Origin of the sequence: Asanoa hainanensis (genome assembly GCF_900188485.1) — a bacterium.
GTDB lineage: Bacteria > Actinomycetota > Actinomycetes > Mycobacteriales > Micromonosporaceae > Asanoa > Asanoa hainanensis.
In genome coordinates this window covers 205,531-217,812 of sequence record NZ_FZPH01000002.1, presented here as the reverse complement: position 1 = coordinate 217,812, position 12,282 = coordinate 205,531, and the positions used below count along the sequence as shown (strand labels likewise).

The window sequence follows — 12,282 nt, the reverse complement described above, 5'->3', positions numbered from 1 at the left end:
CGGGTTTACGGTCCGTCCGACGAAAGAGGAGAAACGTGGTCGCGCGTATCCCCGCCGCCGTTGTGTCCGTCATCGTCCTCGCCGCCGCACTGGCCGGCTGCACGGCGACCGACCCGTCGCCGGCGCCCTCGGCCGATTTCGGCCGGCAGCCGGCCGGGGTGGCCACGAAGACCGGACCGTTCGAGAGCGGACCGGTCAAGCCACCCACGGACAAGGTCTGGGTCGGCGCGTGGGTCAAGCCGGCGGTGTGGGGGCAGGCCGGGCGCCGGTCGGCGGTCCTCGGCGTCGAGAAGAAGCTCGGGCGTCAGTTCGACGTCATCAACACCTACCGGACCTTCGACGAGAAGTTCTGGACCGAGACCGACAAGGAGTACGTGAAGCGCGGCAGCATCGTGATGGTCAGTTGGGCGTCCGGCGACACCCGGTCCATGATGGATGGTCAGCACGACGAGATGATCCGGGAGCAGGCGAAGCGGGTCGCGAAGGCGAAGCGGCCGGTGATGATGCGGTTCCGCTGGGAGATGGACCGGCCCAACCTGCGGGCGACGATGTGGTCGCCGGAGGACTACATCGCGGCGTGGAAGTACGTGCGGCGGATCTTCCAGGAGGAGGGCGCGACCAACGCGTCGTGGGTGTGGTGCCCGACCGCCGAGGGCTTCGACCGGGGTGACGCGCCGCTGTTCTACCCGGGCGACGACCAGGTCGACTGGACCTGTGTCGACGTCTACGCGAGCAGTTCGTACCGGCCGCTCGACGAGTTGATGGGCAACTTCCTGAAGTGGGCGGGCGAACGGCCGAAGCCGATCATCGTCGGCGAGTTCGGGGTGGCCCGGGAGTGGGGGCCGGAGCGACGCGCGGAATGGATGCGGGACGCGACGCGGGTGTTCCAGGCGAACCCCCAGATCCGTGCTGTCGCCTACTTCGACTCGGATCCGGACGACAACCCGTCGACCCTGCACTTCAAGATCTCGGACGACGAGCAGGCGTTCGCGGCCTTCCGCGAACTGGTGGGTGCGTTGGCCGGTGCTCGCTAGCGTCTCGTGGCGGTGGCCAGCAGGCGCAACGCATATGGGGCGTCGTGGCGTAGGTAGCGGCGGGCCAGTCTCCTGGGTTCGGTCTTGAGCCGGTGCGCCCACTCCAGGCCGGCCCGCTGCATCCACACCGGCGCGCGGTGCTGCAGGCCGGCAACGAAGTTGACCGCCATGCCGCAGCCGAGGAACCAGGTGTCGGGGAGCTCGGCACGCAGCCGGCCGATCAGCCGCTCCTGCCTCGGGAAGCCGATGCCGACGAAGACGAGGTCCGGGTTCGCTTTCACCACGGTCGCGGCCGCCGCGTCTGTCGCGGCCGGGTCGGCGTCGAACCCGAACGGCGGCGACAGGTGGCCGGCCACTCGCAGGCCCGGACAGCGTTCGGCCAGGCGGTCGGCGGCCCGCTCGGCGATCTCCGGGGTGTCCCCGCCGAGGACGAACACCGAGCGGGCGTCGGCGGCCAGCCCGGCGGACAGCGTCCAGATCAGGCTGGACCCGGTGACCCGCTCCGGCAGCGGGTTGTTGGCCAGCCGGCTGGCCCAGACCAGCGGCATCCCGTCGGCGACGACCAGCGTGGCGTCGTCCAGGAAGGACCGCACCTCCGGGTCGAGCCTGGCCTGCCGGACGATGTCGACGTTGGGCGTGAGGATGCGCCCGCCGTGCCCGCGCGCCAGCGCCTGCCGCACCACGGTGACCACCCGGCGTTCGGTGATCATGTGGAGCCGCGAACCGTCCAGGTGAACTCGGGCAAATCCGTAATGAAGCGACACTTCGGCTCTCCCGCTCGTTATGTGTTTGAAACGAGCGAAGGTGGGTAAAAGTGGCACGGCTACTCTTCGTCGGCGGGCTGGGTCGCAGCGGCACCACGCTGGTCGAACGGCTGCTCGGTGAGCTGCCCGGGGTCTGCGCGCTCGGGGAGGTCGTGCACCTCTGGAAACGCGACATCCGCGGCGACGAACGCTGCGGGTGCGGCGAGCACTTCTCCACGTGCGAGTTCTGGACCCGGGTCGGCGAGCTCGCGTTCGGCGGTTGGGCCAACGTCGACGTCTACCGCGTGCTCGCGCTCCAGGCGGCGGTGGAACGGACCCGGCACATCCCGCGGCTCGCCGGGACCCGGTTGCCCGAGGAGTACCGGGTGCGGGTGCGGGAATACGCCGGCTACTACACCGCCGTCTACCGCGCGGCGGCCGAGGTGACCGGGGCGTCCGTGCTCGTCGACTCGTCCAAGCACAGCGCGCTGGCGCACTGCCTGCGCTGGTCCGCCGAGCTCGACCTGCGGGTGGCGCACGTCGTACGCGACCCGCGCGGCGTCGCGCACAGCTGGACCAAAGTGGTGGCCCGGCCCGAGGCCGACGGCGAGAGCGAGATGACGCGCTACTCCCCCGGCCGCTCCGCCATGCTCTGGAACGCGCACAACGCCGCGTTCGGCCTGCTGGCCCGCCTCGGCGTGCCGCTGCTGCGGGTCCGCTACGAGCAGTTCGTCGCCGACCCGCGCGCGGGCCTGGAGGCGCTGGCCGCGTTCGCGGGCCTCACCCTCGGCGAGTCCGATCTGGACTTCCTGACCGAGTCCCACGCCGACCTGACCGTCGGGCACAGCGCCGCCGGCAACCCCATGCGGTTCTCGGTCGGCCGGATACCGCTGCGCCGCGACGACGGGTGGGTGCGTGGGCTGCCGAGCACCGACCGGCGGCTGGTCGGCGCGGTGTGCGCCCCGCTGCTGCGCGCGTACGGCTACCCGGTCATGGTCTCGCGCGGGGGCACCCGGTGACGCCGTGGCCGTCGGTCGGTGTGGTCATCCCGACCCGGAACCGGCCGGAGCTGCTGCGGCGGGCGTTGGCGGCGGTGCGCCGGCAGGACTACCCGGGGCAGTTGCGGGTCGTCGTCGCGTTCGACCAGACCGAGCCGGACCTGTTGCTGGCCACCACGGACGGCGTACCCGTGATGGTCATCTCGAACTGGCGCGCACCTGGCCTGGCCGGCACCCGCAACAGCGGGATCCTCGCCCTGGACACCGATCTGGTCGCGTTCTGCGACGACGACGACGAGTGGGCGCCGGACAAGCTGCGGGTCCAGGTGCCCGCGCTGAACGCCTCCTCGGCCGAGTTCGCGACGTGCGCCATCGCGGTGTCGTACCAGGGGAAGGTCACTCCCCGGCTGGCCGGCATGGCGTCGGTCGGCGTGGCGGAGCTCGCCCGGTCCCGGATGGCGATGCTGCACTCGTCGACGTTCCTGATGGCGCGGACCGCGCTGGTCGAGTCCGACCGGATCGGGCTGGTCGCGGAGGACGCGCCGGGCTCGCAGAACGAGGACTGGGACCTGCTGCTGCGGGCCGCCCGCCGGCATCCGATCGTGCACGTCGACGAGCCGCTGGTGCAGGTGCTCTGGGGGCGCAGTTCGCATTACGCGTACGAGTACCAGACGAAGATCTCGTCGCTGCGCTGGATGATGGAGCGGCATCCGGAGATCCGTGGGTGCGCACCGGGGGCGGCCCGGGTCTACGGCCAGCTCGCCTGCTGGAACGCGGCCTCCGGCAACCGCGCCGAAGCGTGGAAATGGACCCGGCAGGCTGTCCGGGCCAACTGGCGCGAGCCGCGCACGGCGATCGCCATGGCCGCGCTGACCGGCGCCGTCAAGGTCGAGAACGTGCTCTCGACCCTGCACCGGTACGGCCGCGGGATCTGAAACTGTCGCTGGGCGGGGCTACATTCACGCCGTGAAGGTGACTGTCGCCGACGGCGTCGGGCTCAACGTGCTCCACACGGCGGGCCCGTCGGCGCCCGCGTTCGTGCTCGTCCACGGCTTGGCGTCCAACGCCCGGCTGTGGTCGTCGGTGGCCGCGGAGCTGGCCGCCGCGGGCTATCCGTCCTATGCGGTCGACCTGCGCGGGCACGGCGAGTCCGACCTGCCCGCTACGGGGTTCTCTACCGCGGCCGCGGCGGCCGACCTGGCCTCGGTGATCTCCTCCCTGGGTCTGCGGCAGCCCGTGGTGGCCGGGCAGTCGTGGGGCGGCAACGTGGTGGTCCGGCTCGCGGCCACGCACCCTGGGTTGGTCGGCGCGCTGGCCCTGGTCGACGGTGGGTGGATCGACCTGCCCTCGGTGTTCGGTTCGTGGTCGGCGTGCGCGGCCGCGTTGCGGCCGCCTTCGCTCGACGGGCTCCTCGCCTCCGATTTCCGCGCCCGGCTGCGGTCCGGGCATCCGGACTGGTCCGCGGAGGCCGTCGAGGCGACGCTGGCCAACCTGCGGGTCGGCCCCGACGGTCGGCTGTCGCGGCGGTTGCCGATCCCGCGCCACATGGAGATCCTGCGCAGCATGTACGACGAGCCCCCGGCGCGGTTCTATCCCGCGCTGACCATGCCCGTCCTGCTGATGCCGGCCGGCCGGGGTGTTCCGTCGCCGTCGGTCGCCTTGATCCCTTCTTCGCGTGTTAGCCCTTATCCCGGTGGCGACCACGACCTGCACGCTCAGCAGCCCGCGTCGGTGGCAGCCGACCTGCTTTCCCTGGTGCGGTCATGAGCCGGCTGCTGGTGGTGATGGGCTCCGGCGAGACGGCGCCGACGATGGTCAAGCCACACCGCGCGGTGTTCGAACGGGTGACCGGGCCGGGCGTGCTGCTCGACACGCCCTACGGTTTCCAGTCCAACGCCGACGACATCTCGGCGCGCGCGATCCGCTACTTCGACCAGAGCGTCGGGCGCGCGGTCTCGTTGGTCTCCTGGCGCCGGCCGCCCGACGCTCTGGCCACTGAGCGGGCGTTGGCCGCCCTGCGTTCGGCCGGGTGGGTGTTCGCCGGCCCGGGCAGCCCGACCTACACGCTGCGCCAGTGGCGGGAGACGGCGATCCCCGCGCTGCTGGTCGACAAGCTGACCCGCTCGGGCGTGGTGCTCTTCGCGAGCGCGGCGGCCCTGACGTTGGGCACGCACACAGTCCCGGTCTACGAGATCTACAAGGCCGGCATCGACCCGCACTGGGCAACGGGCCTCAACCTGATCGAGGCGGTGCTGGGCTTCCCGGCGGTGGTCATCCCGCACTACGACAACGCCGAGGGCGGCAACCACGACACCCGCTACTGCTACCTGGGCGCGGACCGCCTGGCGTTCCTGGAGGCCGAGCTACCAGCAGGCCACCTGATCATCGGCGTCGACGAGCACACGGCGGTCGTCTTCGACCTGGACGCCCAGACGGCGACGGTGTCGGGCAACGGCGTCCTGACGCTGCGCCGGGCTGGCGCGAGCGCGGTCTTCCCGGCGGGCTCGGTGCTGTCGTTCGCGGACCTTTCGGCGGGCCCGTCGGCCGCCCCGGTCGCGGTCGCCGCGCCCGCTGTGGCCCCTGAGCCGGCCGACCAGCCGTCGCTGCGCGGCACGGCCGACGCCCTCGACGCCCGTTTCACCGCGGCCCTGGCGGCCCTCGACGTCGACACCTGCGTGGCGGTGATGCTGGAGCTAGAGCAGGCCATCGTCGACTGGGCAGGCGACACGGAGACGAGCGACGGCGCCGACCACCCCCGGTCAGTGCTACGCGGCATGGTGGTCCGCTTTGGCGAACTGGCCCGACGAGGCGCGACCGACCCAGCGCGGACGGTAGCCCCGTTCGTCGAGGCCCTGATCGAGCTACGCACCCGAGCCCGAGCCAACCGCGACTACCCCACCTCCGACGCGGTCCGCGACCGCCTAACCGCGGCAGGAGTAGAACTACGCGACACCCCCGAAGGCCCGACCTGGCACCTGACAACCGAATAGCAACTGTCCCGCACGGACGTTCGGGGAAGCCCGCAGCCGGGCCTTCCGCAGACCGCGGCTGGCTCCGCCGTTCGGAGTCCTTGCTTGGAGGCGGGCACCGTCTCACCCGCCTGGCTGCGCGTCGGCCGCACCGATCGGTTCGCCGCGGCGCCCCCGCGTAGGCGCGGCCGCCGTCTGATCCGCTTGGCCCAGATCGGCCCCGCGCCAATCGGGAGCACATCGCCGCGCGGCCGCCGTCCCATCCGCGTGGCCCACCTCGGCCCCGCACAGACCGGACCGCGGGGCGGCTACTGCTCGGTGAAGCCGTTCTCGCGCAGGATTTTGTCGATGCGGGCGCGGTGGTCCGCTTCCCACTCGTCGAGGGTTTGCTCCGCCTCCGCGGCCAGTTTCGCGCGGGCCTTCTCCAAGATGGCGGTGCGGTGGGCGTGTGGGATCGCCACGGCGCCTTCCTCGTCGGCCACGACGATGTCGCCCGGGTGGACCAGCACGCCGCCGCAGCTGGCGGGCTCGCCCAACGGGGTTACCGCTGCCTTCGTGCCTGGCTTCGGGATGATTCCCCGGGCGAAGACCGGGAAGCCCAGCTCGCGCACTTCGGCCAGGTCGCGGATCACGCCGTCCATGACGAAGCCCGCGATTCCCCTCCGGTGCGCGACGGCGCAGACGTTCCCGCCGGCCAGCGCGTAGTCGACGTCGCCGCTCTCGACCACCACCACCGAGCCTGCCGGCGCGCGGTGGATCGCCGCGTGCAGCATCAGGTTGTCGCCCGGTGGGCAGCGCACCGGGTACGCCGGGCCCGCGATCCGTGGCACCGGCGTCCACAGTGGGTGGATGCCGAAGTCCATCACCTGGCCGCGGTCCAGCAGGTCCGCGTAGGTCGTCGTGGGCACGTATGCGAAGTCGTTAAGGAAGGGCACCGTTTACCGCTTTCCGTTGTATGAGGGTCGGCACCCGCTGGCGCAGGCCCCAGCGCACGATCGGCGGATAGGCCAGGCCGGCCACGGCGAACAAAACGGCCAGCGCGATCCAGCCCGGGCCGCCCCAGCCTATTACCAAGCCCGTCAGCAGCGGTGGCGCCAGCATGTTGCCGATCTGGCGGCCCGTTTGCAGCGCGCCCTGGTACTGGCCCTGCGCCCAGTCCGGCGCCAGGTCGAAGGCCACCGCGAAGGTCGCGCTCGACAGCCATAGCTCGCCCAGGACGTGCACCGCCGCGGCCGTCAGGATCAGCGCGCCCGCCAGTCGGGCCGAGCGGCCGGCGGTCAGCCCGAAGAGGACGCACGAGGCGGCCACCACGAGCGCGCCGCGGCGGCTGACCGGCACCGCGTCGGACGCGGTGGATACGCCACGGGACGCCCAGACCTGGAGCGTGACGCAGCCGATCGTGTTGACGAGCAGGACGGCCGAGACCAGCGCCGCCGGCGCGTGCGTGCGGGTGACCAGCCACAGCGGCAGGGCCAGCGCCAGCAGCCCGTTGTACAGCGACGCGACCACGCCGTCCACCAACGCGAAGGCCACGAACGGGCGGTCCCGCAACGCGGCCAGCCGCGGGCCTCCGGCCGGCCGCAACACCCGGGTGACCTGACCGGCGCGCGACGCTACCACCGCCGCGAGCAGATAGCTGGCCGTGTTGCCGATCAGCACCGCCAGGTAGCCCGCGCGGCTGTCCAGCAACAGCGGCACCGCTGCCGCGGCCGTGCCCAGGGCGATGCCCGCGTTGTTGGTCGAGCGGATGAACGCGCGGGTGCGGACCCGCTCCGCGGGCGGCACCGCACCCGCGATCATCGCGCCGGTCGCCGCCTTCACCGTCGCGTCGCCGACCGCGATCACGCAGGCGAGCAGCGCGTACGACCACAGGTGGTGCACCCGGGTCAGCCCCGCGAAACACCCGGCCAGCGCCAAGAGCGCCGCGACCTGCACGTGCCGAGGCCCCCACCGGTCGACCAACGCGCCCATCGGCGTGCTCAACCCGATCCCGGCGAACGCGGCGAAACTCAGCCCAAGCGCGACCTGACCCGGCGTCAGCCCGACCGAGCGGGTGAGGAACAAGGCCCCGGTCGCCAGATAGGCGCCGTTGCCGACCGTGTTCACCAGCGTGGCGAACATCAGCACCCGGGGCGTACCCGGCGCCGGCAGCAGCTTCCCGATCATGACCTGATTTAACAATACGTACGTACGGTTTGCAAGCGAGTAGGGCCAGCCCCCGCCAACGTAAGGCGGCTGCCCGGATCGACCGGAACCACCCCGGTGACCACGATGGACAGTGCCCGCACCCCGTGACCAGGAGCTGACCAGGAGCTGACCAGGAGCCGACCATGACCGCCACCACCACCGAGCAGAGAACCCAGTACACCCGCACCGGCACGCTGGCCGTCTGGGCCGCGGCCGCACTCCCGATGGCCGCGCTGGCCTGGGTCGTCGCGCCCGCGCTGGCCGGCCCGGACCCGAACCCGCGCCAGTTCGCCGAGGCCCTGATCGGCGCGCTCACCGCCGGCCTGGTCTGGCAGTTCGTCCTGGTCTGGATCCTGCTGGCCCGCGAGACCCGCCCGATCAAGCTCCGCGACGCCCTCTGGCTGACGGAACCGACCACCGAAACCCGACGCGGCGGCCGGCTCTGGCTCTGGGCGATCCCGTTCGCCCTCGGCTTCGCGGCACTCGAGTTCCTCCCGATCAACCTGCCACCGATCGCCGACCACGACTTCGGCGCCTTCCTCGGCGGCACCGACGGCCAGGCCGCACTGCGCGACAACGGCCACTCTTCGCCGCCATCGTCGTGATGCTGAGGCCTCCTGCTACCGCGGATGCGCACGGCGTTCGGCCGGGCCGACTGGATCGCCAACGCGGTGCTGTTCGGCGCGTACCACCTCCACCAACCCTGGTCGATCCCCACGGCGACCCTGTCCGGCCTGCTGTTCGCCTACCCGACGAAGCGGTTCCGCAGCGCCTGGCTCGGCATCCTGATCCACTCCTCCCAATCGATCTTCTTCACCGCGCTCCTCATCAGGCTCGTCCTGAAATAGAGACCGCGCTCACGAGGAAGGGCAACCGGACTCACGAGTCCGCTACAGTCGGGGCCATGGAGTTCGCCCGCATCAGCGACGCCGTCCGGGAGCTGGCCTTCGAGCCCACGCTCCCGCCGGACGAAGCGCTCGACAAGTACTACGCGCCCGACTACACCCACCGCGCCGACGGCAACGTGCTCGACCGGGCGGCCTTCGCCGAGATGGTGGCCGGCATGCGCGCGCGCATCGCCCGCGGCACGGTCACCGTGCTCGACGAGCTCCGGGACGGCTCCACGTACGCCGAACGGCACGTGTACGACGTCACCATGACCGACGGCACGGAGCTGCACCGGGAGATCTACTTCTTCGCCGAGTACGCGCCCGACGGCCGCTTCCGGTCGGTCCACGAGACCGGCATCGACGTGCCCTGATGGTCGGCACACCGAGTCGCGCGGACGCCCGGCGCAACCACGAGCGGGTCCTGGCCGCGGCGCGTGAGCTGTTCGCCCGGCACGGCCTGAGCGTCACCGTGCCCCAGGTCGCCGAGCTGGCCGGGGTCGGCCGGGCCACCGTCTACCGCAGCTACCCCGCCAAGGACGACCTGGTCCTGGCGATCGCACAGGAGCGGTTCCAGCGGCTCGACGACCGCACCATCGCCGCGCTGACGGACCCCGACCCGTACGCGGCGTTGTGCGCGTTCGTGCCCGACCTGTTCACCACGCTCGCCCAGGACCGCGGCCTGGCCGAGGCGTTCTTCGCCGGCCAGATCGCGCCGGCGGCAGACCTGCTGCACCAGCTCACCCGGCTGGTCGAGTACGCGAAGCCGTCCGGCCGGATCCGCCCGGACCTGACCGAGCTCGACCTCCGCGTCATCCTTTGTGGACCGATCCGCCAACTGATCGTCCTGGACCAGTGGGACGAGCGGGTCTGGCGCCGCTACGCGGGCATGGTGCTGGACGCCCTGCGGCCCACTCGAGCAGGTGAGGCGACCTCGGGTTAGATTGGGCCGGCCAAAGATCAGCACGGAGGTCGGCATGCGCTACCGCAAACTCGGGTCCACGGGGACCGTCGTGTCGACGCTGTGCCTCGGCACGATGACGTTCGGCAACGAGACCGACGAGGCCGGCTCCCACGCCCAGCTCGACCGTTTCGTCGAGGCCGGCGGCACGTTCCTGGACACCGCGAACGTCTACTCGCGGGGCACCTCCGAGCAGATCATCGGCCGCTGGCTGCGCGACCGGCCCGACGTACGCGACCGGCTGGTGATCGCCACCAAGGGCCGCTTCCCGATGGGCGACGGCGGCAACGACGCCGGCCTGTCCCGGGTGCACCTGTCGCGGGCGCTGGACGCGAGCCTGGCCCGGCTCGGCGTCGAGACGATCGACCTCTACCAGGCGCACGCCTGGGACCCGCAGACCCCGATCGAAGAGACGCTGCGCTTCTTCGACGACGCCGTACGCGCGGGCAAGATCCGTTATGTCGGTGTCAGCAACTTCGTCGGCTGGCAGTTGCAGAAGGCGACGCTGCTGGCCCGGTTCGGCGGCCTGGCGCCGATCGTGACGGTGCAGCCGCAATACAACCTGCTGGCCCGCGACATCGAGCACGAGGTCGTCCCGGTCTGCCTCAACGAGGGCATCGGCATCCTGCCCTGGTCGCCGCTCGGCGGCGGCTGGCTGACCGGCAAGTACCGCCGTGACGAGCTGCCGACCGGCGCGACCCGGCTGGGAGAGAACCCGAACCGGGGCGTCGAGGCCTACGCCGGCCGCAACGCCGCCGAGCAGACCTGGGACGTCGTCGACGCCGTGCGCGAGGTCGCCGATGCACGCGGAGCCTCGATGGCGGCGGTCGCACTGGCCTGGCTGGCCGACGCGCCCGCGGTCACCTCGGTGATCCTCGGCGCCCGCACGACCGAGCAGCTCGACGACAACCTGACCGCCGGCGACCTGGTGCTCGACGCCACCGAGCGCGCCCGCCTCGACGAGGCCAGCGCCCCGCGCGTGGCGGACTACCCCTACGGCCCGGCCGGCGTCGGCCAGCAGGCCCGCAAGCTGCCCTAAGGCCTAAGAGCACCCGACGAACTGCGCCGGTCCCAGGTCGCAGTCCGTCCCCGCCACCACCGCGCCCGTCTGGTCGAAGAAGCGCACGTTCCAGCCGGGCGACAGGTCGCGCAGGACCGCGTAGCCGAACTCCCGCCGGGTGATCAGCTGGCCCAGCGGCTCACCGTCGACGTCCTTGCCCACCATGTCGCCGTCGACCCAGTCCTGCGGGTCCAGCGTCGTGCCGGACGCGCCGACAGTGAGCTGCGGCGGCCGGCGGGCCGAGGTCGCCGTGCCGAAGGCGAGCGCCTGATAAAGGTGGACATGCCCAGACAGCACCGTGGTCACGCGGGGATCGAGCTGGTGTGCCGCCGACGCCCGCACCGCGTCGTCGAGCAGCTCGTCGATCCACTCCGGGTTGTTGTTCGCCGTGCGCCCGTGCACGGCCCACAGCGGCGTGTGGCTGAGCAGAAGGTTGTCGCCGCCCCGCACCAGGTTGTTGTTGATCTCGTTGAACTGCGCCGTGTACCGCGCCAGCCGAGGCCCGTGGTCACACGTCGACCCCTCGTCGGACGCGCACGACGTGTCCATCACGATCAACCCGAGCGTCCCGGCGTCGATCCGCTCCGGCGGCGTGAAGTCCTCGGGGCTGGACCCGGCACACGCGGTCGTGCTCGGCGTGGTCGCGAGATAGCGGAACCACACCTCGCCACTGCGCCCACAGTTCTCGTGGTTGCCGCGCACGAACACGAACGGCGCCTGGCCGAGCAGGTTCTCCGCCGGCAGGAAGAAGTCGGTGACCAGGCAGCCCCAGGTGTGCGCGTTGTTGCCGAGCCCGGCGGCACCGCACAGCGGCGTCGGCTGCCGGCTCGGCCTGGTGCGGTAGAGGTAGTCGCCGACGTGCACGGCCAGGTCCGGCGGCACCGGCCGGACGGCGGCGCTGTCCGTCACCGTGATCAGCGGCCAGCCCGGCGGCGTGCAGTCCTGCATCGGTCCGGCGGCCGGAATGCGGCACCCGGTGTCGCCGATGACGGCGATGTTCCCGGGCCGCCGCTTGGCCGCGCCGGGTTGCGTCCAGTCGGGCAACGGCACGACACCGAACGGATCGGGATGCACGGGTACGCCGACGCCGCTGGTGTCGATCCGCGCGGCGGTGACGGCCCGGTCGACCCGGAGGGCGCAAAGCGTCGCGGTCGTCGGATAGCGACCCACCCGGGACTCGAGCGCCATCTGCCGCGTCGACGACTGCCCGCCGACCGTGAGCACCAGCGACGGGCAGGAATCCTCCGGGGTGGCGTACCGGACCTGGGTGCCGCCCGGCGTCAACTGCGTCCAGGCCCAGCCCATCCGCGGCGGATCCTGCGGACCGTAGCCACCGTCCTGCCCGGCATCCGGCCGCGCGGCGGGCGCCGGCCCGGAAACGAGCGCCGCCACCAACACCACGCTGACCGCGACCGCGAACCGCGCTATCGACCGACGTTCCAC

14 protein-coding genes are annotated in these 12,282 nt (G+C 71.9%); 10 read left to right on the top strand and 4 right to left on the bottom strand.

Annotation, left to right across the window (positions count from 1 at the left end):
* Positions 1-35 precede the first annotated feature (35 nt).
* Positions 36-1,034, top strand: coding sequence for a glycoside hydrolase family 26 protein (locus CHC05_RS04895; protein WP_179266052.1), 999 nt, complete (start codon positions 36-38; stop codon positions 1,032-1,034).
* Here CHC05_RS04895 and CHC05_RS04890 read toward each other — a convergent pair.
* On the bottom strand, positions 1,031-1,744 hold the full coding sequence (locus tag CHC05_RS04890) for a WecB/TagA/CpsF family glycosyltransferase (RefSeq protein ID WP_089245127.1): 714 nt from the start codon (positions 1,742-1,744) through the stop codon (positions 1,031-1,033). The two genes, CHC05_RS04895 and CHC05_RS04890, sit on opposite strands and share 4 nt — an antisense overlap.
* Positions 1,745-1,848: 104 nt before the next feature.
* Between CHC05_RS04890 and CHC05_RS04885 the strand changes: the two genes are divergently transcribed.
* Genes CHC05_RS04885 through CHC05_RS04870 form a run of 4 tightly spaced genes read left to right on the top strand, consistent with a single transcriptional unit; the run spans position 1,849 to position 5,765 of the window.
* Positions 1,849-2,796, top strand: coding sequence for a sulfotransferase family protein (locus CHC05_RS04885; RefSeq protein WP_089245125.1), 948 nt, complete (start codon positions 1,849-1,851; stop codon positions 2,794-2,796).
* Positions 2,793-3,710, top strand: a complete 918-nt coding sequence (locus CHC05_RS04880; protein WP_089245123.1) for a glycosyltransferase family 2 protein — start codon at positions 2,793-2,795, stop codon at positions 3,708-3,710. The genes CHC05_RS04885 and CHC05_RS04880 overlap by 4 nt, the downstream gene beginning before the upstream one ends.
* 31 nt (positions 3,711-3,741) lie before the next feature.
* Positions 3,742-4,542, top strand: coding sequence for an alpha/beta fold hydrolase (locus CHC05_RS04875; protein ID WP_218824446.1), 801 nt, complete (start codon positions 3,742-3,744; stop codon positions 4,540-4,542).
* Positions 4,539-5,765, top strand: a complete 1,227-nt coding sequence (locus CHC05_RS04870) for a hypothetical protein (protein ID WP_089245119.1) — start codon at positions 4,539-4,541, stop codon at positions 5,763-5,765. Before CHC05_RS04875 ends, CHC05_RS04870 begins: the two co-directional genes overlap by 4 nt.
* A 287-nt stretch (positions 5,766-6,052) precedes the next feature.
* On the opposite strand, the gene CHC05_RS04865 is transcribed toward CHC05_RS04870, so the two are convergent.
* Both CHC05_RS04865 and CHC05_RS04860 read right to left on the bottom strand, forming a co-directional pair.
* A complete protein-coding gene (locus CHC05_RS04865; RefSeq protein WP_245870664.1) occupies positions 6,053-6,652 on the bottom strand; it encodes an RraA family protein in 600 nt (199 codons plus the stop codon).
* 13 nt (positions 6,653-6,665) lie between these two features.
* Positions 6,666-7,910, bottom strand: a complete 1,245-nt coding sequence (locus CHC05_RS04860; RefSeq protein ID WP_089245115.1) for an MFS transporter — start codon at positions 7,908-7,910, stop codon at positions 6,666-6,668.
* A gap of 164 nt (positions 7,911-8,074) precedes the next feature.
* Between CHC05_RS04860 and CHC05_RS04855 the strand changes: the two genes are divergently transcribed.
* The 5 genes from CHC05_RS04855 to CHC05_RS04835 are packed head-to-tail and all read left to right on the top strand — an operon-like array spanning position 8,075 to position 10,818.
* Entirely contained in the window at positions 8,075-8,536 is a 462-nt protein-coding gene (locus tag CHC05_RS04855; protein WP_089245113.1) for a hypothetical protein, read from the top strand.
* 12 nt (positions 8,537-8,548) lie between these two features.
* On the top strand, positions 8,549-8,779 hold the full coding sequence (locus CHC05_RS04850; protein WP_342745617.1) for a CPBP family glutamic-type intramembrane protease: 231 nt from the start codon (positions 8,549-8,551) through the stop codon (positions 8,777-8,779).
* A gap of 56 nt (positions 8,780-8,835) precedes the next feature.
* The gene (locus tag CHC05_RS04845) at positions 8,836-9,192 is read left to right on the top strand and encodes a hypothetical protein (RefSeq protein WP_089245109.1); all 357 of its coding nucleotides are present in this window, start codon (positions 8,836-8,838) and stop codon (positions 9,190-9,192) included.
* Entirely contained in the window at positions 9,192-9,761 is a 570-nt protein-coding gene (locus CHC05_RS04840) for a TetR/AcrR family transcriptional regulator (RefSeq protein ID WP_089245107.1), read from the top strand. Before CHC05_RS04845 ends, CHC05_RS04840 begins: the two co-directional genes overlap by 1 nt.
* A 34-nt stretch (positions 9,762-9,795) precedes the next feature.
* Complete coding sequence (locus tag CHC05_RS04835) at positions 9,796-10,818, top strand: aldo/keto reductase (protein ID WP_089246094.1); 1,023 nt, start codon at positions 9,796-9,798, stop codon at positions 10,816-10,818.
* Between the two features lie 3 nt (positions 10,819-10,821).
* On the opposite strand, the gene CHC05_RS04830 is transcribed toward CHC05_RS04835, so the two are convergent.
* Positions 10,822-12,282, bottom strand: coding sequence for a metallophosphoesterase (locus tag CHC05_RS04830; protein WP_089245105.1), 1,461 nt, complete (start codon positions 12,280-12,282; stop codon positions 10,822-10,824).